The following is a 23,545-nucleotide window of genomic DNA, read 5'->3' as shown; positions in this document are numbered from 1 at the left end:
TCTCGTCGCTTCCGAATGGTGTCGAACTCTGATCGAGACGTTGGTGGGCGGCCTCGGCCCAGGGGTTGACCGAGGCCGCCACAAGCGCTCTGGTGGATACCGGTGCCGGGAACGGGCACCCGGCGCGGGGCGTGAGGAGGAGCCGTCCCGCGCGGGTGTCCGTTCTGGGAGGGCGTGGGGTCGCTCTCCTTGGCGTCCGTGGATCCGGCGCGCTGCTTAGTAAACATATATACCGTCGAGTAGACAAGAGAATGAAAAATTACATACGCGTGCAGGGCGTGAAAGTGGACTGCCCCGTACCGGTTGAAAATCGGCCTTACAGGAAGAATCCGTGCTGGTCGGCGACCTGCTCGTACCCTTCGAGCCGCGCCTGCGTCCGCTCGGGATCCGCGTCGGCCATCGCCTGCAGCAGGGCCGCCGACAGCATCCCCGGGGCCGCGTACGAGTCGAACACCAGCCGCGCCCCGGTCCCGGCGGTCAGTGCCACGTCCGCCTCGTCCACCAGCGGGCCCAGGGTGGTGTCGGTGATCAGCGCGATCTTCAGTCCTGCGCTGCGGGCCGCCCGGAGCGCCGACAGGGTCTCCTTGGCGTGCCGCGGCATCGCGAAGGCCAGCGCCCAGGTCCCGCCGGCCTCCCGGGACTGGAGCAGGGCGTCGTAGGCGACGCTGCCTCCACGTGTCACCAGCCGGACATCGGGGTGGATGCGTCGTGCCGCGTACGCGAAGTACTCCGCGAGCGAGACCGAGATCCGCAGGCCCAGGACCGTCAGCGGCACCGAGCGGGCCAGCTCACGGCCGATGTCGAGCACCTGGTCGGTGTCGGCGAGCAGGCGCCGTACGTTCTCCAGGTTCAGGATCTCTGCGTCCACGGCCGCCTGGAGCTCGTTGCGGCGGAACTGCTCGCGGCTCTCCGGGGAGCCCGCGACCGCGCTCAGCGCCATCGGCTGCAGGGCGTCGCGCAGGGCCGGATAGCCGCTGAACCCGAGGGAGGTGGCGAAACGTGTCACCGACGGCTGGCTGACGCCCACCCGCTCCGCCAGCTCGGTGATCGAGAGGAACGCGGCCTCCGTGAGGTGGTCGACCAGGTACTGCGCGATCCGCCGCTGCCCCGGAGACAGCCGGTGGCCGTCGAAGAGGGCGCGGACCCGGTCGCCGGGGGCCCGCTCATGGACCGGCGGCGCCTGCCCACTCGGCGTGATCGCAGCCGCCTGTGCGCGTGCCTGCTGCCCCGATGACACCGATGGGCCTCCCTCTCATGTCACTCGTCTTCAAACATAGCTCACGCCCTGTGGTCGGGCCGGGCCGGTGCCGGGGGCCCGGGCCGCATCTCTCGCGACTGCCGGACGGCGGAAATATGATGGGCGCGGATCTTTGGCGCGGCCCCCACCGCGAAAGCCGAGTGCCGAGTGCCGAGAGCAGGGACATATGCATGCACCCGGGAGCGGTCCATGACCCCGCGCCGCCCCCCGAAATCGGTCAGCGCCGCCGACCTCCTGAGCACCCTGGGACGGCTCACCGCCCGGGCCCGCGCGGGAACGGAACTGCAACTGGCCAGGGTGGAGCTCGCCGAGGCCCTCCAGCGCGAGATGCTGCCGGCCTCGCTGCCCGCCCTGCCCGGGCTGCGCAGCGCGGCCCGCTACGCGCCCGCCCGGCACGGCCTGGACATCGGCGGTGACTGGTACGACGGCTTCCGGCTGTCCGGAGGCGGGCTCGCCTTCTCCATCGGCGACGTACAGGGGCACGACGTGGAGGCCGCCGCCTTCATGGGGCAGGTCCGTGTCGGCGTGCGCGCGGTGTCGACCGTCGTCGTGGACCCGGGCGAGGTGCTGAGCCGGGCCAACGACGTCCTGCTGTCGATGGACTGCGAGCTCTTCGCGACCTGCACCCTGCTCCGCTTCGACCCCGAGACCTGGCAGCTCGAAAGTGCCCGGGCCGGCCACGTGCCCTCCATCTGGGCCACGGTCGACGGCCGCTACGGGATCACCGACGACGAGGGCGGCCTGCCGCTCGGAGTCGAGCCCGGGGCCCGGTACGCGGTGTCCCGGCGCCGGCTGGACCGGGCGGGCTCCATCGTCCTGCTCACCGACGGCGTGGTCGAGGGGCCCTCGTTCCCGATCGACGTCGGACTGGACCGGGTCGCCCGCGTGGTCAGGGAGGCGGCGGGCGCCGACCCCGACGAGATCGCCGCCGAAATCATGAAGGTGGCCGATTCCACCGGCCACGCCGACGACGCGGCGGTGCTCGTCCTCAGCCACGACGCGGCAGGACCCCCGCCTCGGTAGCGCGTGTCACGGACCGCGCGGAGGCGGCGGTTGTTGTCTGATGCAGTGGTGCGCACCGAGGAATGGCGACGTTTCAGCGGAACCCTTCTCGGGATCCTCATCGTCGCCACCGCCTACTACGCCGCAGGACGGATCGGCCTCCTGCTACGCGTGGAGGTCGAGGGCGCGGTGGTGACGCCCCTGTGGCTGCCCACCGGCATCGCGGTCGCCGCCCTGCTGTGGTTCGGGCCGCGGATATGGCCGGGCATCGCCCTCGGGACGTACTTCGCCATCGAACACCTCGCCACCTTCCAGATCGCCGACGCCGGCATCATCGTGGGAAACACCCTCGCGCCGCTGTGCGCGTACGTGCTGCTGCGCCGCGTGGGCTTCCGCGTCGAGATCGACCGGCTCCGGGACGGCCTGGCCCTGGTCTTCCTGGGCGGGCTGGTGCCGATGCTGCTCAGCGCGTCCATCGGCACCGGGGTGCTGGTGGCCACCGGGGACCTTGCGCCCTCCGGGTTCTGGCCGGTGTGGTCGGCGTGGTGGGCCGGCGACGCGATGGGCGTGCTGGTGCTGACCCCGCTGCTGCTCGTCGTGCCCCGGGTGCGGATGCCGCAGGACGCCTACCGGGTCGCCGAGGCGGCCGGGCTGGCCATCGCCGCCGGGGCCGTCGCCCTCGTGGCCACCCGGAGCTCGCTGTCGCTGCTCTTCCTCGTCTTCCCGCTGCTGATCTGGTCGGCCGTACGCTTCCAACTGGCCGGCAGCGCGCCCTGCGTCCTGCTCGTGTCCGTCGTGGCGATCTCGGCGGCGACCAACAGCCTCGGACCGTTCGCCGGCCACACCCTCTTCGAGGTCATGGTCAACCTCCAGGCGCTCAACGGCTCGGCGGCCCTGACCGCGCTGCTGCTGTCCGCACTGGTCACCGAACAGAACAACATCCGCGAGGAGATCGAGCGGGTGTGCGAGGACCTGGCCGAGGTCGTCGAACGGCTCGCCCCGCACCGGCCGGGGGACTGACCGGCCCCGCTCACGTACGCGCGCCCGCGGGCGGCAGCGCGTCCGCGACGGCGCGCGCGAGGGCGTACGGATCCCCGCTCGGCTCGGTCGGATGGCCCGTCGTACGGTGTGCCCAGGCGTCCTCGACGGCGTACCAGTCGATGGCCTGCGGCGCGGCTCCCGAGACCAGGGCCCGGTCCAGCGAGGCGAAGTACCGCGCCCAGCGCGGCGCGTAGAACTCCTCCAGCAGCCCGGCCCACTCGCGATTCGCGTAGTCGTGCAGCGAGAAGGGCCGCTCGCCGGCCGTACGGGTGCCCCAGGTGGTCAGCAGGGAGCGGACGTCGTACTCGTAGCGGTCGCGCTCCGCCTCGTCCGCGCCCCAGGACCGGGCGCCGGCCGTCCACCGCCCGAAAAGGAAGTGCCGGTCGGATCCGGTGACGGCCGCCAGCAGCCGCTCGTCGCGCTGCCACTCCCCGACCAGCAGCCGGAACCGGCCCAGGTCCTCGGCCCCGTACGCGGCTTTGATCTGCGGCAGCAGCACCCGGGAGTGGTTGGCGAGGGCCTGGCGGGCCGTGTCCACGAGGTCGTAGCGGTACGCGCTCGAACGGCGCAGCCGGGGCGCGACCTTCAGCAGCGCGTCCAGCGCGGTGCGCACCGATGCCGCCGGGTAGCGCATGTCCCCGGGCGTCCAGGCGCTCGCCTTGTTCGCCGTCAGGCTCGGGCGGGCCGTGAACAGGCCGTCCTGGGGCTGCGCGGAGTCCGTCCCGGTGCTGTAGGGGCCGGTGCGCAGCGCCTCCCAGGCGGCTGCCGCGTACCCGTCCTCGGCGCCGTAGCGGCGGCGCGCGTAGGCGGCGAACCACTCCTTCCGGTCGAGGGGGCGCGGCTCCCAGGCCAGATCGGTGAAGAGCGCGAAGGCCGCCGGATCGACCCCGGCCGCCTCCGGCATGTAGGCGATGCCGGTCAGCGCGCTGTCCGGCGCGGCCCGCCACTGGTCGAACCGCCGGAGCCAGACGCCGGTGTTGGCGCCGATCGTCGTGTGCCCGCCGAAGTTGTGGATCGTGCCCAGCGCGTACGGGGTGTGCGCCCAGGAGGTCTCGCGGTCCAGGTTCTCGTAGCGCTCGGACATTCCGTCCACGATCAGCATCCGCGACGTGTCCACCCCGGAGAGCAGTTCTCTCGTCGGATCGTCCTGCCAGCCCAGTACGGCCCAGACCGCACCCGGGTGCGCCGTGTCGAGGGCCCGCTGTACCGCGCCCGCGGCCGCCTTCACGTCGACGGAGGACGCCGTACCGCCCTCGTGCAGCGGGCTCATCCGGTACATCGCGCTGTCGCCGAACCGGGCGCGCTGGGCGGCGTAGTAGTCGGCCGCGAGCGCGGCGAAGACGGGCCCGGCCGGATCCAGCCAGTCGGGTCGGGCGAAACCGTCCCACGTGCCCTGCGGGTGGACCCGGGCGCCGGGGTTGCGGTCGGCGAAGCCGGGCGGCACGGTGCCGAAGTAGCCGGGCAGGACCGGGGTCATGCCGAGGGCGCGCAGCTCGTCGGCGACCCGCCCGCCGAGCGCCGCCCGCTCCTCGATCAGCTGCTCGCTCACCGGCCCGCCGAACCCGCTCAGGTTCTGCAGCAGCCACCAGCTCTGGTGCGCGGGGCCCGGGATCCAGGCGCGCAGTTCCGCCGCCGTGTACCCGTGCCGCTGGAGGGCCGCGTAGTACGGGTACTCCGCGCCGACCTGGACCAGTACCTCGTTGACGCCGTGCAGGGCGAGCAGGTCGATCTGCCGCCCGCGCTCCTCCCACGTGCGGTACGCGCCCGCGTACCCCTCGTCGGTGTCGTTGAGGGCGTACCGGTGGCGGACGAGGGCGGTGCGGGTGACGGGCTGCGGGACGCCGGGCAGGAGGTCGGGGAGCGCGTCCAGGCTGTCGCCGGGCCAGCCGACGTCCACCTGGGCCACGTGCCGGAGGTACCAGCCGACCCCGGCCAGCACGGTCGCGGGCGTACTGCCCCGGACGACGACGGCGCCCGCCCGGCCGGACACCGTGAAGCTGTCCTGGCCCTCGGCGCTGCGGGGTCCGGGCAGGAGGGTGAACTGGAGGGCGTGGCGCGGCGGCAGCAGCCGGCGGACCGCGGCCTCGGCGGCGGGGACACGGGTGCGTGCCGACCCGGTGGACGCGGCGGCCGGCGCCGGTTCGGGCGCGACAGCCGGCCGGAGGACGGGCAGGGCCGCGGCCCCGCCCGGGGCGGCCGCCAGGGCGAGCAGCGCGAGGAGGGCCGAAAGCCCGGCCCGGAGGGGCGGCCGGGGCCGGTCGGATCGTGGCATCGGGGGTCCTCCCGGGTCGGCGTCCCCGCAGGGCGGCAGCCCGATAACGCGGCCTGGAGCGCGGAGGTGACGGGCCGACGGATGAGGGGAGCGTGTTCCCCGAGCCGATACGGGGACGCAAACGCGCCCACCGGGCAACGGAGGAGCTCCGCTGCCCGGTGGGCGGTGGGGAGAGAGGGGAGAGGGGCGGCCTCAGCCCTCGGGGACTCAGCCCTTCGGGACCTGGATGACTACGGTGTTGCACACCTTGTCGGCGAAGGTCTGCTTCTTGTCGTCCCACAGCGGCCACAGGAACCCGATGTAGCAGGGGAGGCCGTCGAGGATGTGGGCCAGCTTGCGGACGAACGCCATGCCGAACCCGAGGAAGGCGCCGTCGGCCTCGCGGCGCAGGCTGATGCCCACGACCTTCTTGCCGATCGTCTGGCCCGTGGTGCCTTCCTTGTAGAGCTGGAAGATGGCCATGCCCATGGCGTACAGCCAGCCGATGATGAAGAACACGCCGGGGCCGGCGTTCGCGGGGTCGCTGCTGGTGGCCAGGTCGATGAAGCCGAGGGCGTACATCGGACCCGCGATGATCAGCCCGTCGAGCAGGTACGCACCGAAGCGCTGACCCCAGTGGGCGAGCGGCGGCATGCCCGAACCCGGCATGCCGGGCATGGCGGGCGGCGGGTAGGCGCCGTACGGCGGCGGGGTCTGCTGCGGGGGCTGCTGGGGGTAGCCGTACTGCGGGGGCACACCCTGCGGGGGCTGCTGCGGGTAGCCGTACTGCGGGGGCACGCCCTGGGGGGCCTGCTGCGGGTGGCCGGGCTGACCCTGCGGGGGCTGCTGGCCGTACGGGTTGTTCGGGTCGCCGAAGCTCATGGCGAAAACTCTCCGGGGTCGGAAACGGGGACGTAGCGGATGGATCGGAGGAACATCACCATGTATCCGGTTTGCCCCCCTGAGCTGCCGCGATCTAGCGCGCATCATCGTGGTCGTTCCGTCGACCACTTGTCCAATCCGGCCAGATCCGCTTCTTTTCGGTCGCTCCCGCGTGGCGGCCGCGCCACGGTGGCCGAATCCGATATGTGCGAATTCCCCGGCCTTCTGACCCGGTGGTAACTTCCGCGAGTTGATCTTGCCGGTCGCTCCCTCGCGGCGACGGCGATCCCTCTCGCAAGGAAGTCACCGTGCACCGCCATACCCCCTCGCTCCGCCGCCCGTCCGCTCACCGTCCGTCAGCCCTCACCGTACGCGCGGCGGTTCCGGCGGCCCTGCTGGCCCTGTTCGCCGCCGTCCCGGCCTCGGCCGCCCCGGCGGCCGGCTCCGGCACCGCCGCCGCCCCGGCACCCCACCTCGACGCGGTGGAGCAGACGCTCCGCCAGGTTTCCCCCGGCCTCGAAGGCCAGGTGTGGGAACGCACCGGCGGCAACGTCCTCGACGCCTCGACGCCCGGCGGCGGCGACTGGCTGCTGCAGACCCCCGGCTGCTGGGGCGACGACAAGTGCACCGCGCGCCCGGGGGCCGAGCGGCTGCTCTCGAAGATGACGCAGAACATCTCCCAGGCGACGCGGACGGTCGACATATCGACCCTGGCGCCGTTCCCCAACGGCGCGTTCCAGGACGCGATCGTCGCGGGCCTCAAGTCCTCGGCCGCGCGCGGGAACAAGGTCAAGGTGCGCGTGCTGGTCGGTGCCGCGCCGGTCTACCACCTCAACGTGCTGCCGTCGAAGTACCGGGACGAGCTCGTCGCCAAACTCGGCGCGGACGCCCGCAACGTCGACCTCAACGTCGCCTCGATGACGACCTCGAAGACGGCGTTCTCCTGGAACCACTCCAAGCTCCTCGTGGTCGACGGCCAGTCCGTGATCACCGGCGGCATCAACGACTGGAAGGACGACTACCTGGAGACCGCCCACCCGGTCGCCGACGTCGACCTCGCCCTGCGCGGGCCGGCCGCCGCGTCCGCGGGACGCTACCTCGACGAGCTGTGGTCCTGGACCTGCCAGAACAAGACCAACATCGCCAGCGTCTGGTTCGCCTCCTCCAACGGCGCCGCGTGCATGGCCACGATGGCCAAGGACACCGCCCCCGCCACGCCTGCGGCCGGCCCGGGCGACGTACCGGCCGTCGCCGTCGGCGGACTCGGCGTCGGAATCAAGCGCAGCGACCCGTCGTCGGCGTTCCGGCCCACGCTGCCCAGCGCCCCCGACACCAAGTGCGTCGTCGGCCTGCACGACAACACCAACGCCGACCGCGACTACGACACGGTCAATCCGGAGGAGAGCGCGCTGCGGACGCTGATCTCCAGCGCGAACCGGCACATCGAGATCTCCCAGCAGGACGTCAACGCGACCTGCCCGCCGCTGCCCCGCTACGACATCCGCGTCTACGACGCACTGGCCGCGCGGATGGCGGCCGGCGTCAAGGTCCGCATCGTCGTCAGCGACCCCGCCAACCGCGGCGCCGTGGGCAGCGGCGGATACTCGCAGATCAAGTCGCTCTCGGAGATCAGCGACACCCTGCGCGACCGCCTCGCCCTGCTGACCGGCGACCAGGGCACGGCCAAGGCCACGATGTGCTCGAACCTCCAGCTGGCCACTTTCCGCAGCTCCCAGAGCCCGACCTGGGCCGACGGCCACCCGTACGCGCAGCACCACAAGGTGGTCTCCGTCGACGACTCGGCCTTCTACATCGGCTCCAAGAACCTCTACCCGGCGTGGCTCCAGGACTTCGGCTACGTGGTGGAGAGCCCGGCGGCGGCCGCCCAGCTGAACACCGGGCTCCTGGCCCCGCAGTGGCAGTACTCCCGCGCGACGGCCACGATCGACCACGAACGCGCCCTCTGCCAGGCCTGACCCCCGCCCGACGCCCACACGAAGCCGCCCCCGGCCGTCACCGCCGGGGGCGGCTTCGCGCCGAGTTGCTCGCGCAGTGCGCCCCCGGCGGCCGTGCCGGCTTCATCTGCCGTTCGCCCGGGGCGCGCAAGCTCGGCCGGGAAGGACCCCCTCATATCGGCCACCACCGTGGCCCCCGCCCGGGAGCGACCATGACCTCTGCCCCGACGCCGTCCGCCCGTCCGCGCGAACAGCGCCTGCGCCGGTACCTGATGTGCCGCCCCTCCCACTTCGAGGTGGTGTACGCGATCAACCCCTGGATGGACCCGGAGAAGCCGGTGGACGCCGACCTGGCCGTCCTCCAGTGGGAGCGGCTGCGCGAGCTGTACCGCGAGCTCGGGCACACCGTGGACCTGATCGACCCGGTGCCCGGTCTGCCCGACATGGTGTACGCGGCCAACGGGGCCACCGTCGTCGACGGCCGCGTCCTCGGGGCCCGATTCCGCAACGCCGAGCGCATCGCCGAGGGTCCCGCGTACCTGGACTGGTTCCGCGAGAACGGGTTCACCGAGTTGCACGACCCCGACTACGTCAACGAGGGCGAGGGCGACTTCCTGGTCACCGCAGGCCACGTCCTGGCCGGATACGGCTTCCGCAGCGACGAGCGCGGCCACCAGGAGGCGGAGGCGTTCTTCGGCCGGCCCGTCATCAGCCTGGAGCTGGTCGACCCGCGTTACTACCACCTCGACACGGCGCTCGCCGTGCTCGACGGGGACGAGATCATGTACCACCCGGAGGCCTTCGCCCCCGGCAGCCGCGCCCTCCTGGAGACGCTCTTCCCCGACGCGCTGCCCGTATCCGCGGAGGATGCCGCCGTATTCGGGCTGAACGCCGTCAGCGACGGACTGAACGTGGTGCTTCCCGAGGCCGCCGAGGGTCTTGCCGGGCAGCTGCGCACGCGCGGCTTCCATCCCATCGGCGTGGACCTGTCCGAACTGCTCAAGGGCGGCGGCAGCGTCAAGTGCTGCACCCTTGAGATTCGGCCCTGACCTGCGTCGAAACCGCTGCTGCCGCAGCCCTGGGCGGGGCTGCGGCAGAGCTGCCGCGCAGGTGGATAGGGGTCAGTGGATACGGGTCAAGTGGATACGGGTCAGTGGAACAGCATCGAGGCGTCGCCGGCCGCCGTCGTGACGGAGCCGGGGCACAGGAAGCTGCCCGAGGTCTTGGTCGCGGTGAAGGCCTGGTTGACGTACTTGCGGGTGGCTCCGTCCCGGTTCCACGTGATGTTCGTGGCCTTGTAGCGGCAGGAGATGAAGCTCTGCTTGCCCGTGATGTCGATCGCGTCCGTCCTCGCGAGGCCGGCGGCGTCGTCGAAGGTGAACGCGGGGTTGTTGTTGAGGGAAGCGGTGATGCCGCCGTTGCAGCCGAGGTTGCCGCCGGGCGTGTTGATGGTGGTGCGGTCGACGGTCAGCGCGCTCGGGGGGTTGGCGCTGGTGTGTGCGTTGGTCCACGTACAGGTGTTTCCGGCGACGACGATGACGCCGTCGAGCCGCTGGTCCGCGGTGGGGCCCTGGGCCGTCGCCGACGTCGCTCCGCCGACGAGCACCGCTGCTGCCAGTACGGTCGCGCCCGGCCATGTCGAGATCTTCATGCTGTCGCTCCTCTTCGCCACGTCCTCGTGGGGTGTGAAGCGGGGCCTTGGGGGGCCTCGCCGGCGTGCGCCCGGCCCGACGGTGGCGGTTCCGTACCGGCTGGGGGAGAGAGCTTTCGAGACACGCCAGGGAACGTCCCACAGGGACCTTGAAATGTCAGGCGCATGTCAAGCTATTGGCTGGAGTTCGCCCTGGACGCGGGTGGTCACGTGCCCGGCCGCCACCACGTTGACGTAGAAGACGAACAGGACGCCGAGGACGAAGACCGCCGCCAGGTACCAGGGGCTGCTCCGCCCCAGGCCCGCCGCGAGCGCGCCCGGCCGGCCGGCCCCGGGCCACAGCCGGGCGGCCGCCGCGGGTACGCAGAGCGGCAACGCGGCGCAGGCCAGGAGGTGAACCCGGCCCCCCCGATCCCGATCGGGATGTACGTCGACGTGCCGCCGAAGGCCCTGCGGCCGACCAGCCGCTTCGCGTACTGCACCGGTATGCGCCGCTCGGCCCGCCGGGAGGCGGCCACGGCGGCCGGCTCGCCCAGGCGCAGGGCGAGCGCGGTGCCCGCGGGGGCGCACAGCGTGACCAACAAGCGCCGACGCAGGCCGGGATGGCGCAAAAGGTACGCGAGCGTGTGGGCGGCTTTCTCTTCTCCTGCGAACGGTATGGAACGGATGGATTCCCGTTGCTGTCTAGTCCTGTGCGCCCGCACAGGCGGCGCCGCCGGACCGCAGGTCCGTGCCGACCCGGCCAGCGCAGAGAGTTCCCTGATCCGTGAGTCTCACCAGCAGCACGCTCCTGACCCTCGTCGTACTGGCCACGGTGCTGGCCTTCGCCGCCGCGGTGTGGCTCTGGCCACGCCTCGGCCGCCGGGGCGGGTGGCCGGCGCTCGGGCGGGTCGGTGTCGTCCTGACGCTCCAGGTGCTGCTGCTCGCCTCCGTCGGCCTCACCGCCAACCGGACCTTCCTGCTCTACGGATCCTGGGCGGACCTCGCCGGGAAGCAAGGGTCGACGCCCTCCATGGGCCAGGAGGCGCCGGGAGCCTCGGCGGTTCGCGTCCTCGGCCGGCAGCCGACGGACGTGCCCGGCGGCGGAACACCCCACATCGGCGGTGAGATCGAGAAGGTCACGGTGCGGGGCGAGGGGTCCAAGGCCGTCGTCCAGGCGTACGTGTACCTGCCGCCCGAGTACTTCCAGAAGGGGAACGAGAACAGGAAGTTCCCCGCCACCGTGGTGCTCACCGGATTCCCGGGGATGGCCGAGAACCTGATCAAGGGGCTGGACTACCCGAAGACGGCGTGGAAGCTCGCCAAGCAGAAGAAGATGCCGCCGATGATCCTGGTGATGATGCAGCCCTCGGTGATACCGACCCGCAACAGCCAGTGCGTCGACGTGCCGGGCGGCCCGCTCAGCGAGACCTTCTTCGGTACGGACCTGCGCAAGGCGGTCTCCGGCGCCTACCGCGTCGCCGCCTCGCCCTCGAACTGGGCCATCATGGGGGACTCCACCGGGGGTTACTGCGCGCTGAAGATCGCGTTGGAGCACCCGGAGAACTACGCGGCCGGAGTGGGCCTGTCGACCGACTACAAGCCGGAGCTGGACCAGGACTCGGGTGACCTCTTCCACGGGAACACCGCCGAAGAGAAACGATCCGACCTGCTGTGGAGCCTGGACAACCTGCCGCAGGGCAAGTCCTCCTTCCTGGTGGCGACCTCGGAGCAGGGCGAGCCGAACCAGAAGGACACGCAGAAGTTCATCGCGAAGGTGAAGGCCCCGGCACGCGTCTCGTCGATCACGCTCGACAGCGGCGGCCACGGCTTCAACACATGGCGGCGGGAGATCCCGCCCGCACTGGAATGGCTCGGCGGCCGCATCGCCGCCGAATGAGCCGGTCTCACCCGACCGGACCAGCCCGCGGCCCCGCGGATGCGGCGCCGGGCGTCCGGGCGGAGGCTGGGGCCATGCACCACGCGCCGATCCTCGTCCATCCGATCGCCCCGGCCGGCGGCCGCCGCGTCTCCCTGCGCGCCGAGGGCCGGGACAACGCCCTCGGCCTGGCCTTCAACGACGCCGACGTGATCGAGTTCCTGCGCCGGGCCGGCGTACCCGACCCCGACGACGTGGTCCTCGGCGACTCGGAGCTCGTGGAGTGGCAGGGCGATGAGCCGCACACCTACGAGGCGCAGCCCTCGGACACCGACATCCCGTGACTTCGTCCCCCGAACCCCCGCGCCCGGGCGACCGGGAAGGCACCATGGGGAGCGGTGGCTGACCCAAGCCGTCCGTTCGGGAGAAGAAGGGGAGACGGCATGCTGAAGGCCTTCACCGACCTGTCCACGCCGCTCGTGGCCGATGCCTGTGTCCGCGGCGGCGTGCCGCTGCGCGTGGCACCGCCCGGCATCCGCACGGTGCTGCCCGGCCACCGGGTCGCGGGGCGCGCGCTGCCGGTGCGCCACTACGGCAGCGTCGACGTGTTCCTGGAGGCGTACGGATCCGCCGAGCCCGGCGACGTCCTGGTCATCGACAACGGCGGCCGGACGGACGAGGCCTGCGTCGGCGACCTCACCGCACTGGAGGCCGAGACCGCCGGCCTGTCGGGCCTCGTGGTGTGGGGGCTGCACCGCGACACGCCCGAGCTGGCGGAGATCGGCCTGCCCGTCTTCAGCTACGGAAGCCACCCGCCCGGGCCGGTGCGGCTGGACGAACGCGAGCCCGAGGCGCTGGTCACCGCCCGGTTCGGGCCGCATCTCGTCGGCGGCTGGGACTTCGTCTTCGGCGACGCCGACGGGGTGCTGTTCGTGCCCGCGGACCGCGTCGAGGAGGTGCTGGACACCGCGCTCGCGATCCGCGAGACCGAGCGCGAACAGGCCCGCCGGATCCGCTCGGGCGAGACCCTGCGCAGCCAGACGGCCTTCGCCGACTACCTGGTCCTGCGCGAGGCCGACCCCTCGTACACCTTCCGCCGGCACCTGCGCCGGATGGGCGGCGCCATCGAGGAGTGACGGCGCCCCCGTACGGAAGGCGGGCGAGGACCGGTCACCCGGCGGCGGGTCCTCGTGCGGGCGGCCGGGTCACCGCGCCGCCGGGCACGCGGTGTCCTCCGCCGGGAGGGCGCCGTCCAGCAGATAGCCCTCGACGTAGGCGTCGACGCACGCGTTGCCGTTCTGGAACTGGCCGTGGTCGCCGCCCCCGACGGTGACCAGCCGTGACCCGGCCAGCCCCCGGTGGGCGCGCACGGCGGCCTCGTAGTACGTCGCCGGGTCGTTCTTCGAGTTGAGCATCAGCACCGGCGGCAGCCCCTCACCGGTGACCTTGATGTGCGGCGCCTTGGAGCGCGGCCAGTTCGCGCAGACCGCCGCATAGGTCAACTCCCGTGCCCCGGCCAGCGGATGGGTGCGCGTGGCCTCGGCGCTCTCCTTCACCCAGTAGCGGCTGTCGCGCTTCCACGGGGTGTCGCCGCAGGTGACCGAGGTGAAGTCGGCGACGAACTCCGCGCCCATGAGGTGCTTGAGCTTCGCGGCGACCGCGTTCCGCGTCTGCGCCGGAGCCTGCTCCGGATGCTCCAGGAAGCCCAGGAGCGAGGCGAGATCCGCGAACTGGCCGGCGTTGTAGAGGGCGTTCGTGGCCGCCGCGTCGAGGTGGTTGGGCGTGATGACCGTCCCCTCGACGTCCAGCGGCCGGTCGTGCAGGGCCGCCCGCACCCGCTCGTACGAGGCCTTGGCCTCCTCGGGGGTGCGCCCCTGGTGGTACGTGGCGTCGTTGGCCGCCAGCCACGGCAGGAAGTCCTGCTCGAAGCGGCGCTGGAAGCTCATCGGCTGCCCGGTCAGGAAGGACTGCCAGTCCCCGGTGAAGTCGATGTTGCTGTCGAGGACGACCCGCTCCACGCGGCGGGGGAACTCGGTCGCGTAGTACGCACCGAGGAAGGTGGCGTACGAGGGCCCGTAGTACGAGATCTGCTCCGCGCGGAGCAACTCCCGGTACAGGTCCATGTCGTGGACGGCCTGATCGGTGGTGATGTACGGCAGCAACCCGCCCGAGTTGCGCTCGCAGTCCCGTACGAACTCCCGCGCGCGGTCGAAGGTCCGCCGGACGGCGGCCGCCGAGCGGTCGCGCAGATCGGCGCCGCCGAACATGGCGTCGACCTTGTCCTGGTCCGAGCAGACGACCCGTGTACTCGCCCCCACGCCCCGCTGGTCGAAGCTGACGATGTCGTACGCGGCCGCCAGCTTCGGGCTGTAGGAGGCGAGCCGGGCCGGCCGGGGGAGCCCCGAGGCCCCGGGGCCGCCGGCCGCCATCATGAGCACGCCCCGGCGCTTCGCCGGATCCGCCGCCCGGTGCCGGGAGAGTGCGATCGTCAGGTCCGTTCCGGAGTCCGGGTGGTACCAGTCCCGTGGCACGGACATCGAGGCGCATTCCAGCGAACCGTCGGCACAGGGCTGCCAGTCGAGCTGCTGCTGCCGGTAGCGGCCGGGCGCCGGCGGTGTCGCGCCGCTCGCTGCCGCGGGGCCCGCGGGGCCCGCGGCGCTCGCCGGGCCGGCGGGCACGGCCGCTGCGGCGAGCAGCGTGCAGGCGGCGGCCGCGAGCCAACGTCCGGGCTTCTTGAACACGTGCATGTCTGAACTCCCCCTGGGGTACGTCCGGTCCCCTTGATCGTCCCGCGCCGGCGACCGCGCGCTCGATATCGCTGCCATCCGTATCCGGGGTGGCACCAGTGCCACCGTGCGGCGGTGCGACGGCTTTGCCTGCGGGCGGGGAGTCCGTAGCAGAACCGATACTTCAAGCCTCTGTGACGTGTATCGCACGCAGCGCTACATTGCCCACGCCCCGCGGCTGCGGGGAGGTGCGGGCCGTGCGGCCGGGGGAGGCATCGACGATGGGCTCTGGAGTCCTCGCGAAGCTGGGGAGCGCGATCACCGTCAAAACGGCCGCCGTGGCCACCGCGGGCGCCCTGGTGGTGTCGGGCGCGGTGGGGGCCGGCGTCTGGGCGCTGGGCGGCGGAGCGCACCCGGCGGTCGTCCAGCGCAGCGTCTCCGTACCGGTCGCGGCGGGCGGGGAGCAGTCCGCGGTCGCCGCCTGCCTGCCCCATGAGAAGGCGCTCGGCGGCGGGTACGCCGTCACCGGTACGGGCTTCGCCACGAGCAGCCTCTTCGCGGGAGATGCCTGGCTGGTGGCCGCGTACAACCCCGACGCCGCGCCCGCCACCCTCACCTCGTACGCGCTGTGCGTCAACGCGAAACCCGAGTTCCTGGGCGGCGTCACATGGTCGGAGCAGGCGCACGCCTTCCACGACCGGGGCAACAAGATGACCAGCGCCGGCGGCGGCGGGACGATCCACGACCTCACGACCGACGGGCCGTTCGCGGACGCGGCCGCGCACGCCTCCGCCTCGCCCTCCTGCCCCGGCGACTTCACCTCGCTGGGCACCGAGTTCCGGTCGGGCCGCAGCGTGGCGGGCCGCGCGGTCGCGCCGGTCCCGCTCGACAGCCTGACCACGAAGTCGGCGCTCTCCGGCGCCGCCAAGGCCGTGCCCTACGTCACGCTCAACCCGGGCAGTCGGCTGAGCAGCGGCACGTTCCCGCTCCGCTCGTCCGAGTTCATCACGCACCAGACCCGGATCGAGGACCCGCAGCCACCGGAGGCGAACTACGCGGTCACCGTCCGCCCGATCTGCGTCCGGCTGGGGAGCGTGTCCGTGGCCACCGTCAAGGTGGCGGTGAGCGCGGGCGGCAGCGCGGACGTGTCCGTGTCCTGTCCCAAGGGGAAGCTGGTGGTCGGCGGCGGCTTCCAGTTCCCCGCGGCCAACGAGGCGGGCACCTCGGAGGCCCCGACGCGCTTCTTCGGCGACGGCTGGCTGTATGCCCCGGCCGACGCGCCGGCGGCCGGTGAGCCATCGGGCCACAAGGTGACGGCCTGGCACGTCACCGGCAGGAACCAGCAGAAGGCCGGTCTCGACTACTACAACTCGGTCTGGGTCGAGCACAGCGACCCGGAGACGCTCACCGGAAACGGCTACTTCGACACGCACCGCCGCGGCCCGGACGACCAGGAGCTGCACGTCTCGCCGGTGCCGGACAGTCAGGAGCTGGTCGCCGGCGCGGTCTGCGCCACGATCGACGCCAAGGCCACCGAGCCCGCGAAGGCACCCTCGCCGCCCGCCGTCACCAAGCCGGAACTGCCGCACGCACTCGACCCGGCGCCGGGTCCGACGGACGGCACGGGCTCCGCGCCGCCCTCCTCCTCCCCCTTCGCCCCGACGTCCGGTGCTTCGCCCACGACGAGCCCGCCCGCCTTGCCCGGTACGTCTCCGACACCCGGCAGCCCCAACAGTCCCGGGACCCCGACCAGGGGCGGCCCGAGCAGGCCGGGAACCCCGTCGCAGAGCGGTTCGCCGACCCGGCAGCAGCCGCAGGCACCGGCGGTCACCATCCAGCAGCCGTCCGGCGGCGGCCGGCTGCGGCGCGGCTGCGAGGAGTCGTTCGCCGCAACGGCCCGGACCCGCCCGGGCGACCAGCCCCTCACCGACCCGCAGTACACGAGCTGGCGGATCAACGGGCCGAACGGGCCGGTGACGCTGGGCGCGGGCGCGGCCGGCCGCTTCCTGGTCCCCCTGCTGCCCGACGGGACGTACAAGCTGGTGTTCACGGCCACCGATCCGGCGTCCGGACTCAGCGGGAGTGCGGAGACCTCCGTCAGGATCGTCGGCTGCCTGCGCTGAAGACCGACGAAGAGGATCATGATGGGGCGCCGGCCCGCCGGGCCCGCCCCGCCACCGAGTCCAGGAGGTACGTGTGTCTGCCGCGTCGAGCACCGCGTCGTCGAGCACCGCGTCGTCAAACACGGCGTCGTCAAACACGGCGTCGTCGAACACAGCGTCGTCGAGTTACGCATCCGGGGTCTTCGAAGTACCGCTGCTGGGCGACACGATCGGCGAGAACCTGGACCGCACCGTCCGCCGGTACCCCGACCGCGACGCCCTCGTCGACCTCGCCGCCGGGCGCCGGTGGACCTACGCGGAGCTCGCCGCCGACGTCGACGCCCTCGCGCTGGGCCTGCTGGACCTGGGCATCGCCAAGGGGGACCGGGTCGGCATCTGGGCCCCCAACAGGGCCGAGTGGACGCTGGTGCAGTACGCCACCGCCAAGATCGGGGCGATCCTCGTCACCGTCAACCCGGCGTACCGCTCGCACGAGGTGGAGTACGTACTGCGCCAGGCCGGGATCCGGCTGCTCGTCGCGGCGGAGCGCTTCAAGTCCTCCGACTACGCCGGGATGATCGAGGAGGTGGGGCCGCGCTGCCCGGATCTGGAGTTCACCGTCCTGCTGGAAGCACCGCAGTGGACCTCCCTCCTGGAGCGCGGCCGCCGCGGTGACCCGGCCGACCTCGTCCGCGCGGCGGCGGAGCTGAGCCCGGACGACCCCGTCAACATCCAGTACACCTCGGGGACCACGGGCTTCCCCAAGGGGGCGACCCTCTCGCACCACAACATCCTCAACAACGGTTTCTTCGTCGGCGAGTTGTGTCACTACACCGAGCAGGACCGGGTCTGCATCCCGGTGCCCTTCTACCACTGCTTCGGCATGGTGATGGGCAACCTCGCCTGTACCAGCCACGGCGCGGCGATGGTCATCCCGGCGCCGGCGTTCGACCCGGCGGCCACCCTCGCCGCGGTCGAGGCCGAGTCGTGCACCTCCCTGTACGGGGTCCCCACGATGTTCATCGCCGAGCTCGCCGCGCCCGGCTTCGACACGTACGACCTCTCCAGCCTGCGTACCGGCATCATGGCGGGCTCGCCCTGCCCGGTCGAGGTCATGAAGGAGGTCATCGACCGGATGGGCATGCGCGAGGTGTCCATCTGCTACGGGATGACGGAGACCTCGCCGGTGTCCACGCAGACCCGCGCCGACGATTCGGTCGAGCGCCGGGTGTCGACGGTGGGCCGCGTCGGACCGCACCTGGAGGTCAAGGTGGTCGATCCGCAGTCGGGGCGGACCGTGCCGCGCGGGGAGCCGGGGGAGCTGTGCACCCGCGGCTACTCGGTGATGCTCGGCTACTGGGGCGAGCCGGAGCGCACCGCCGAGGCCGTCGACGCCGCGCGCTGGATGCACACCGGGGACCTGGCGGTGATGGACGGGGACGGCTACCTGAGCATCACCGGCCGCATCAAGGACATGGTGATCCGCGGCGGGGAGAACGTGTACCCGCGGGAGATCGAGGAGTTCCTCCACGGCCATCCGGACGTCCTGGACGTGCAGGTCATCGGCGTCCCCGACGCCAAGTACGGCGAGGAGCTGATGGCGTGGGTGCGGATGCGCGAGGGGGCGCCGCCGCTGAGCGCGGAAGCCGTCCGCGCGTACTGCGACGGACGGCTGGCCCACTTCAAGATCCCGCGGTACGTGCACGTCGTGGAGGCGTTCCCGATGACCGTGACCGGCAAGGTCCGCAAGGTCGAGATGCGCGCGGCGGCGGCCCGCCTGCTGGGGCTCTCCACGTAGCGGCGGTGCCGCCGGCCCGGGCGGTTCAGTTACGGGGGGACAGCTCGGCCATGGCGCTCCAGCCCTGGCCGGGCACCTCGACGTGGATGATCTCCGGCGTGCTGGCGATGGCGCCGGCGAGGGTGTCCATACCGGCCTTGAAGTGGTCGGACGCCACGTGCGCGGCGCCCGCCTCGGCGTCGGTGAAGGCTTCCAGGAGCGTGTACTTGGTGGGGTCGTCGACGCTGCGCGACCAGTCGTAGAAGAGGTTGCCCGGCTCGTTGCGGGTGGCCCGGGTGAAGTCGTCGACGAGCGTGAGCCAGTTGTCGCTGTGCTCCGGACGGACGTCGAACCTGACGGCGATGAAGATCATGCCGACCAGCCTGGCACCCCACCGGGCCCGGCGCACCCCCATCGCGCCGTATTTCCGGCAGCGTCGGAAAACCGCGCGCCGGGCGGTCTCAGACGCAGTCCGCCGCCGCTTGTCCGAGCGCGGTGCGGATCTCCCGCGGGCGCCGCCGGAACTCCTCGGTCGGCAGCGACACCGACAGGGCGTGCACCACGTCGCCGTCGTGGTCCCGGCCGCGCGGCAGGGCGACGGCCAGGCAGGTGTACGCGGGATCGGCCTCGCCGATCGACACGGCGAAGCCCTGCCCGCGGACCCGGGACAGCTCCGCCTCCAGCAGCTCGGCGCTGGTGATGGTGGCCCCGGTCAGGCGGGCCATCCCGTGCTCCGCCAGATACCGCCGCCGCAGCGGCCGGGGCAGCTCGGCGAGCAGCGCCTTGCCGTGTGCGGTGGCGTGCGCCCGGGTCTCCCGGCCGGGGGTGAACGGATTCGCCGCGTCCGTGACCGGGGCCGTGGTGTCGACCACCGTGATCAGGCCGCCCCGGTAGGCGGTGTAGTACGCCTCGGCGCCGGTGGTGCGGCGCAGCCGGGTCAGCAGGTCGGCCATGCGCGGCGCGGGCTCCAGATGGCGCAGCAGGCTCCGTTGCAGCCCGGGGATCCGCGGTCCCAGCACGTACCCCCGCGCGGTGCGGACGAGGTATCCGCGTGCGGTGAGCGGAGCCAGCAGGTGGTAGGCGGTGGACAGCGAACACTCCGTCCGGCGGGCCAGGGCCTTGGCGCCGACCGGTCCGGGCGCGTCGGCGACGGCGTCGAGGATCGCGAGAGCGCGGTCGACGGACTGCGGACCGGTGGGCGGCATGGCGGGGGTTCTCCCGGGGTGGTGACCGGACGGACCCCCGAGCCTATGACGCGGTGGACGGGTGGCGTTCATCGGACGTTGACCCGACGCTGAGACGGGGCGCGCACAGTCGTCCGTATGGACAGCGAACACGTCGCACGCGCGAGGCCGCACGGCCCGGCGGCTGCCGATCTCACCGGCGTCCGGGTCGCCCATCGCGCGATCCTGGCCGACATCGAGCGCCTCGCCGGGCTGCTCGCCGCTCTCGCCGCGGCCGCCGAACCGGCCGAGCCCGCACGGGCGGAGGCCATCGCCGGGTACGTGCACCGCTACGACGAGGTCGTACGCGGCCACCACCGCGAGGACGAGATCCTGTGGCCGGTCGTCCTGGACGCCCTGCCCGACGCCGCCGGGGCGGTGGCCGGCATCGTCCGCTTCGTGGCCGACCACCGGGCGCCCGACGCGCTCCGGGCCGACCGCGACGCGGTCGCCGCCCGCTCCGCCGCCGAACCCGGCCGCCACGCGGGGCGGTTGGCCGCGCTCCTCGCCGACCAGCGGGACCTGCTGGCCGCGCGCATCGGAGCCGAGGAGAAGGCGTCGGTGGTGTTCGCGGGCTGACCGGCCGGTTCAGGGGTGCGCCCACTGCCGGGCGAGCGTGGTGAAGGCGCGGGCGGAGGCGCTCTCGTACGCGCTCTCGCGGCGCAGCAGGACCACGGTCCGCGCGGGGAGGGCGGGTGCGAGCGGGACGGGGTGCAGCGGGGTGTCGTCGCCGGTGAGGGCGTCGGGGAGCACCGTGGCCAGTCCGGTGCGCCGGACGATCTCGGTGAGGGCGCTGATGGAGTTGGCCTCGACCGCGATCCGCGGCGCGACGCGGTGCCGGCGGAAGTACGCGTCGATGTGGGCCCGCGTGGCGAAGTCCCCGCTGAGCAACGCGAGGGGACAGGCGGGGAGTTCGGACACGGGCAGGGGTTCGGTGCGGCCGGCGTGCGGGTGGTCGGGGCCGACGACGAGGCCGAGGGTCTCGGTGAACAGGTCGGTGGCGCCGATCCCGGGCAGGTGCGTGCCCGAGAAGGCGATGCCGAGGTCGACGGAGTCGGCCAGCAGCGCCGACTCCAGCTGACCCTGCGTCACCTCCTTGACGTTCAGGGTGATTCCGGGGTGGCGGGCGTGGAGTTCCGCGGCGAGCGGGCCCAGTAGGTACGCGGTGAAGGTCGGGGTCATCGCGAGGCGCAGGCTGCCGCTGGACAGGTCCGCGACGTCCAGTACGGCCCGCTCGGCGGCGGCCAGGTCCTGGAGTGCGCGGCGCGCGTACGGGACGAAGGTCGCGCCGGCGTCGGTCAGGCGTACGGCGCGCCCCGTGCGGTCCAGCAGCTGGGCGCCCACGGTCCGCTCCAGCTGCTTGATCTGCTGCGAGAGCGTGGGCTGCGAGATGTGCAGCTCCTCGGCGGCGCGGGTGAAGCTGCCGTGTTCGGCCACGGCCAGCAGATAGCGGAGATGGCGCAGTTCCAGAGGCATGGAAGCGAGTATAGATCGCAGCAATAACGATCATGCTCACTACGTCTTGGACACTATAGATACAGGTCATGCATGGTGGATCTCGTCAGCCCGACCAGGGCCGGCACCACCGAAGGGAGTGACCGTGCACGACCTCACCGAGGGCCTCGCGCACTTTCAACAGGACGTCTTCCCGGCCAAGGCGGAGCTCTTCGCCCACCTGGCGACCACCCACCGGCCGCAGACGCTCTTCATCGGCTGCTCCGACGCCCGCGTCGTCCCGGAGCTGATCACACAGCAGGAGCCGGGCGAGCTGTTCGTCATCCGGACCGCCGGGAACCTCGTACCGGCCCACCCGCACGCCGTGGAAGGCGCCGGCGGCAGCGACGGCGTCGCCGCCAGCATCGAGTACGCGGTCGCCGTCCTCGGCGTGCGATCCATCGTGGTCTGCGGACACTCCGCCTGCGGCGCCATGACCGCGCTCGCCGCCGGACAGGACCTCGCGGAGCTGCCCGCCATCGCCCGCTGGCTGCGCCACGCGGCCCCGGCCGGGGCGCCCATGGAGGCTTCGGCCGGGGCGCCGCAGCGCGAGCTCGGGGCCCTGATCCGCGGCAACGTCGCCGCGCAGCTCGCGAACCTCGCCACGCACCCGGCGGTGGCCCGCGCCCTGGCCGCCGGGGCCGTCACCCTGCACGGCTGGGTGTACGACATCCCCACCGGCACGGTCGAGCGGATCGACGCGGCCGCCGGCCGGTCCACCGCCCTCGCCGCCTGAACCCCCTGCCGACTTCCCTGAGCTACCCCACCACGTAGAGGAACCTCCCGTGATCCACGCCCAGTTCGACCCCTCCGCCCGCCAGGCCCTGGCCGTCGCCGCCGTCGACGCCAAGATCCGCAAGGACCTCTCCTGGCAGCAGATCGCCGACGCGGCCGGGCTGTCCGTCGCCTTCGTCACCGCCGCGGTGCTCGGTCAGCACCCCCTGCCGGCAGCCTCCGCCGAGGCCGTCGCCGAGCTCCTCGGCCTCGACGCCGACGCCGCGCGGCTCCTGCGGACCATCCCGACCCGCGGCTCGATCCCCGGCGGCATCCCGACCGACCCGACGATCTACCGCTTCCACGAGATGCTCCAGGTCTACGGCACCACCCTCAAGGCCCTGGTCCACGAGCAGTTGGGCGACGGCATCATCAGCGCGATCAACTTCAAGCTGGACGTCCAGAAGGTCGCCGACCCGGACGGCGGAGAGCGCGCCGTCATCACCCTCGACGGCAAGTACCTCCCGACCAAGCCGTTCTAGGCTCTACGCGGAGGCGCCGAGCAGTGCCTCGGCGACCGTGGTGCGGGCGTACAGCACCGAGCGGCCCGCCCGGTGCGCGCTGACCAGCCCCGCGTCGCGCAGCGCCGTCAGGCTCTGGGACACCCCGGCCGCCGACAGCCCCGTACGCCGGGCCAGTTCGGTGGTGGAGGCCGGGGCGTCCAGCTCCGTCAGCAGCAGGGTCCGGGAACGGCCGAGCACCGCGGCGACGGCATCCGCCTTCGCGGTCGGCGGCCGGGACGCCCACAGCGCCCCGACCCCGCGCGCCGGGTAGGCGATCTGCGGCGGATCCGGCGGAGTCATCCGGGTCAGCAGGCCCGGCCCGAGGAAGGCCGAGGGCACCAACAGCAGCCCCCGGCCCGCCATTTCCCGGGTCAGCGGCCGAGTGCGGCGCACCAGGCTCAGCGCGTTCTCATCCCAACGCACCGCGCTGTGCAGCTCGTTGATGACCCGCCCCGCGCCCTGCTCGGCGGCCTGCCGGGCCCGGTGGAAGACATCCGCCTCCAGCACCGCGCGGATCCGTGCCCAGTAGGGGGCGAGCGCCAGCTTCCAGTACGCCTCGACCTCCTGCGCCAGCCGCGGCAGGCGGGCCGGCGGGTCCGCGTGCAGGGCCCGGGCTCGGGGGCCGAGCGGACCCTGGTGGTAGCGCAGGTGGTCGAGATTGCGGCGAACCGTTTCGGCGGGTGCCGCCACCAGCTCGGCCAGCTCCGCCGCCAGGGCGGGGGCCGGTCCGGCGGGCGCGGGGTTGAGGAAGTGGGGCACGTACTTCGAGGACGGGATCAGCTCGGCGAGCCACCCCCGGTCCAGCCCGGCGGCCGCCAGCCGGGGCCGTACCTGCTCCGCCCATGGCCGGTACACGGGCGACACGGCCCCGTCGTTCAGCAGCCGGCGGAAGCTGGTCACCACCTCCCAGAGAGGCGAGACAGCGAACCGCATCTGCGCCAGATCGCCCGCCGAGAACGCCAACTCCACCAGCAGGACCACCCCTTGGATTCACACATGCCCGAATCAATGGCCCCGACCCTACCGCCCGCAGATCATTCCGGCATGA

General features: G+C 72.6%; 22 protein-coding genes. 12 read left to right on the top strand and 10 right to left on the bottom strand.

Translation table 11 applies throughout. The features are described from left to right. Positions 1–316: 316 nt before the first annotated feature. Positions 317–1,237 carry a MurR/RpiR family transcriptional regulator gene (locus tag ACIQU4_RS21240; RefSeq protein WP_385591514.1) on the bottom strand — a complete coding sequence of 307 codons (921 nt, stop codon included), beginning with the start codon at positions 1,235–1,237 and terminating at the stop codon, positions 317–319. Between the two features lie 210 nt (positions 1,238–1,447). Between ACIQU4_RS21240 and ACIQU4_RS21235 the strand changes: the two genes are divergently transcribed. Next, positions 1,448–2,281, top strand: coding sequence for a PP2C family protein-serine/threonine phosphatase (locus ACIQU4_RS21235; protein ID WP_403732809.1), 834 nt, complete (start codon positions 1,448–1,450; stop codon positions 2,279–2,281). Between the two features lie 45 nt (positions 2,282–2,326). Continuing rightward, the gene (locus ACIQU4_RS21230) at positions 2,327–3,280 is read left to right on the top strand and encodes an MASE1 domain-containing protein (RefSeq protein ID WP_403733128.1); all 954 of its coding nucleotides are present in this window, start codon (positions 2,327–2,329) and stop codon (positions 3,278–3,280) included. Between the two features lie 10 nt (positions 3,281–3,290). On the opposite strand, the gene ACIQU4_RS21225 is transcribed toward ACIQU4_RS21230, so the two are convergent. Further along, the gene (locus tag ACIQU4_RS21225; RefSeq protein WP_403732806.1) at positions 3,291–5,573 is read right to left on the bottom strand and encodes an alpha-N-acetylglucosaminidase; all 2,283 of its coding nucleotides are present in this window, start codon (positions 5,571–5,573) and stop codon (positions 3,291–3,293) included. Between the two features lie 207 nt (positions 5,574–5,780). Further along, positions 5,781–6,434 carry an RDD family protein gene (locus ACIQU4_RS21220; protein ID WP_403732803.1) on the bottom strand — a complete coding sequence of 218 codons (654 nt, stop codon included), beginning with the start codon at positions 6,432–6,434 and terminating at the stop codon, positions 5,781–5,783. A 308-nt stretch (positions 6,435–6,742) separates the two neighbouring features. On the opposite strand from ACIQU4_RS21220, the gene ACIQU4_RS21215 reads away from it, so the two are divergent. Then, positions 6,743–8,410, top strand: coding sequence for a phospholipase D-like domain-containing protein (locus tag ACIQU4_RS21215; protein ID WP_403732800.1), 1,668 nt, complete (start codon positions 6,743–6,745; stop codon positions 8,408–8,410). Between the two features lie 191 nt (positions 8,411–8,601). Continuing rightward, a complete protein-coding gene (gene ddaH / locus ACIQU4_RS21210) occupies positions 8,602–9,438 on the top strand; it encodes a dimethylargininase (RefSeq protein WP_403732797.1) in 837 nt (278 codons plus the stop codon). Positions 9,439–9,539: 101 nt separating this feature from the next. On the opposite strand, the gene ACIQU4_RS21205 is transcribed toward ddaH, so the two are convergent. Both ACIQU4_RS21205 and ACIQU4_RS21200 read right to left on the bottom strand, forming a co-directional pair. Beyond that, positions 9,540–10,040, bottom strand: a complete 501-nt coding sequence (locus ACIQU4_RS21205) for a hypothetical protein (protein ID WP_403732795.1) — start codon at positions 10,038–10,040, stop codon at positions 9,540–9,542. Between the two features lie 168 nt (positions 10,041–10,208). After that, positions 10,209–10,415: a hypothetical protein gene (locus ACIQU4_RS21200; protein ID WP_403732792.1), complete on the bottom strand. Its 207-nt coding sequence runs from the start codon at positions 10,413–10,415 to the stop codon at positions 10,209–10,211. 391 nt (positions 10,416–10,806) lie between these two features. On the opposite strand from ACIQU4_RS21200, the gene ACIQU4_RS21195 reads away from it, so the two are divergent. From ACIQU4_RS21195 to ACIQU4_RS21185, 3 genes are all read left to right on the top strand, one after another. Further along, positions 10,807–11,919: an alpha/beta hydrolase gene (locus ACIQU4_RS21195; protein ID WP_403732790.1), complete on the top strand. Its 1,113-nt coding sequence runs from the start codon at positions 10,807–10,809 to the stop codon at positions 11,917–11,919. 74 nt (positions 11,920–11,993) lie between these two features. After that, positions 11,994–12,242, top strand: a complete 249-nt coding sequence (locus ACIQU4_RS21190) for a hypothetical protein (protein WP_030160982.1) — start codon at positions 11,994–11,996, stop codon at positions 12,240–12,242. A gap of 99 nt (positions 12,243–12,341) precedes the next feature. Then, positions 12,342–13,034: an RraA family protein gene (locus tag ACIQU4_RS21185; protein WP_403732788.1), complete on the top strand. Its 693-nt coding sequence runs from the start codon at positions 12,342–12,344 to the stop codon at positions 13,032–13,034. 69 nt (positions 13,035–13,103) lie between these two features. Here ACIQU4_RS21185 and ACIQU4_RS21180 read toward each other — a convergent pair whose 3' ends face one another. Beyond that, complete coding sequence (locus tag ACIQU4_RS21180) at positions 13,104–14,645, bottom strand: alpha/beta hydrolase (protein WP_403732785.1); 1,542 nt, start codon at positions 14,643–14,645, stop codon at positions 13,104–13,106. A 260-nt stretch (positions 14,646–14,905) separates the two neighbouring features. Between ACIQU4_RS21180 and ACIQU4_RS21175 the strand changes: the two genes are divergently transcribed. Both ACIQU4_RS21175 and ACIQU4_RS21170 read left to right on the top strand, forming a co-directional pair. Beyond that, positions 14,906–16,747, top strand: coding sequence for a hypothetical protein (locus ACIQU4_RS21175; RefSeq protein ID WP_403732783.1), 1,842 nt, complete (start codon positions 14,906–14,908; stop codon positions 16,745–16,747). Positions 16,748–16,940: 193 nt separating this feature from the next. Continuing rightward, complete coding sequence (locus ACIQU4_RS21170) at positions 16,941–18,524, top strand: AMP-binding protein (RefSeq protein ID WP_403733125.1); 1,584 nt, start codon at positions 16,941–16,943, stop codon at positions 18,522–18,524. Positions 18,525–18,549: 25 nt separating this feature from the next. Here the strand turns inward: ACIQU4_RS21170 and ACIQU4_RS21165 are convergent, their stop codons facing one another. Continuing rightward, on the bottom strand, positions 18,550–18,876 hold the full coding sequence (locus ACIQU4_RS21165; protein WP_403732780.1) for a putative quinol monooxygenase: 327 nt from the start codon (positions 18,874–18,876) through the stop codon (positions 18,550–18,552). Positions 18,877–18,964: 88 nt separating this feature from the next. Further along, complete coding sequence (locus ACIQU4_RS21160) at positions 18,965–19,708, bottom strand: IclR family transcriptional regulator (protein ID WP_403732778.1); 744 nt, start codon at positions 19,706–19,708, stop codon at positions 18,965–18,967. Between the two features lie 117 nt (positions 19,709–19,825). On the opposite strand from ACIQU4_RS21160, the gene ACIQU4_RS21155 reads away from it, so the two are divergent. Continuing rightward, positions 19,826–20,305 carry a hemerythrin domain-containing protein gene (locus ACIQU4_RS21155; RefSeq protein ID WP_403732776.1) on the top strand — a complete coding sequence of 160 codons (480 nt, stop codon included), beginning with the start codon at positions 19,826–19,828 and terminating at the stop codon, positions 20,303–20,305. Between the two features lie 9 nt (positions 20,306–20,314). On the opposite strand, the gene cynR is transcribed toward ACIQU4_RS21155, so the two are convergent. After that, positions 20,315–21,202: a transcriptional regulator CynR gene (cynR, locus tag ACIQU4_RS21150; protein ID WP_403732774.1), complete on the bottom strand. Its 888-nt coding sequence runs from the start codon at positions 21,200–21,202 to the stop codon at positions 20,315–20,317. A gap of 124 nt (positions 21,203–21,326) precedes the next feature. Between cynR and ACIQU4_RS21145 the strand changes: the two genes are divergently transcribed. Next, a complete protein-coding gene (locus ACIQU4_RS21145) occupies positions 21,327–21,956 on the top strand; it encodes a carbonic anhydrase (RefSeq protein ID WP_403732771.1) in 630 nt (209 codons plus the stop codon). Positions 21,957–22,005: 49 nt separating this feature from the next. Beyond that, a complete protein-coding gene (gene cynS / locus ACIQU4_RS21140; RefSeq protein WP_403732768.1) occupies positions 22,006–22,476 on the top strand; it encodes a cyanase in 471 nt (156 codons plus the stop codon). Positions 22,477–22,479: 3 nt separating this feature from the next. Here cynS and ACIQU4_RS21135 read toward each other — a convergent pair whose 3' ends face one another. Then, on the bottom strand, positions 22,480–23,472 hold the full coding sequence (locus tag ACIQU4_RS21135) for a DUF5937 family protein (RefSeq protein ID WP_403733122.1): 993 nt from the start codon (positions 23,470–23,472) through the stop codon (positions 22,480–22,482). Between the last annotated feature and the right edge of the window lie 73 nt (positions 23,473–23,545).

It is taken from the genome of Streptomyces sp. NPDC090741, from assembly GCF_044769045.1.
Classification (GTDB): Bacteria; Actinomycetota; Actinomycetes; order Streptomycetales; family Streptomycetaceae; genus Streptomyces.
The sequence above is the reverse complement of the archived record's forward strand: the minus strand, read 5'-3'. Positions and strand labels throughout refer to the sequence as shown.

Excerpts from the sequence above, each read along its gene's own strand:
- ACIQU4_RS21235 (WP_403732809.1), top strand. The coding sequence starts at position 1,448 with ATGACCCCGCGCCGCCCCCCGAAATCGGTCAGCGCCGCCGACCTCCTG.
- ACIQU4_RS21225 (WP_403732806.1), bottom strand. The coding sequence starts at position 5,573 with ATGCCACGATCCGACCGGCCCCGGCCGCCCCTCCGGGCCGGGCTTTCG.
- ACIQU4_RS21220 (WP_403732803.1), bottom strand. The coding sequence starts at position 6,434 with ATGAGCTTCGGCGACCCGAACAACCCGTACGGCCAGCAGCCCCCGCAG.
- ddaH (WP_403732797.1), top strand. The coding sequence starts at position 8,602 with ATGACCTCTGCCCCGACGCCGTCCGCCCGTCCGCGCGAACAGCGCCTG.
- ACIQU4_RS21205 (WP_403732795.1), bottom strand. The coding sequence starts at position 10,040 with ATGAAGATCTCGACATGGCCGGGCGCGACCGTACTGGCAGCAGCGGTG.
- ACIQU4_RS21190 (WP_030160982.1), top strand. The coding sequence starts at position 11,994 with ATGCACCACGCGCCGATCCTCGTCCATCCGATCGCCCCGGCCGGCGGC.
- ACIQU4_RS21185 (WP_403732788.1), top strand. The coding sequence starts at position 12,342 with ATGCTGAAGGCCTTCACCGACCTGTCCACGCCGCTCGTGGCCGATGCC.
- ACIQU4_RS21180 (WP_403732785.1), bottom strand. The coding sequence starts at position 14,645 with ATGCACGTGTTCAAGAAGCCCGGACGTTGGCTCGCGGCCGCCGCCTGC.
- ACIQU4_RS21175 (WP_403732783.1), top strand. The coding sequence starts at position 14,906 with ATGGGCTCTGGAGTCCTCGCGAAGCTGGGGAGCGCGATCACCGTCAAA.
- ACIQU4_RS21165 (WP_403732780.1), bottom strand. The coding sequence starts at position 18,876 with ATGATCTTCATCGCCGTCAGGTTCGACGTCCGTCCGGAGCACAGCGAC.
- ACIQU4_RS21160 (WP_403732778.1), bottom strand. The coding sequence starts at position 19,708 with ATGCCGCCCACCGGTCCGCAGTCCGTCGACCGCGCTCTCGCGATCCTC.
- ACIQU4_RS21155 (WP_403732776.1), top strand. The coding sequence starts at position 19,826 with ATGGACAGCGAACACGTCGCACGCGCGAGGCCGCACGGCCCGGCGGCT.
- cynR (WP_403732774.1), bottom strand. The coding sequence starts at position 21,202 with ATGCCTCTGGAACTGCGCCATCTCCGCTATCTGCTGGCCGTGGCCGAA.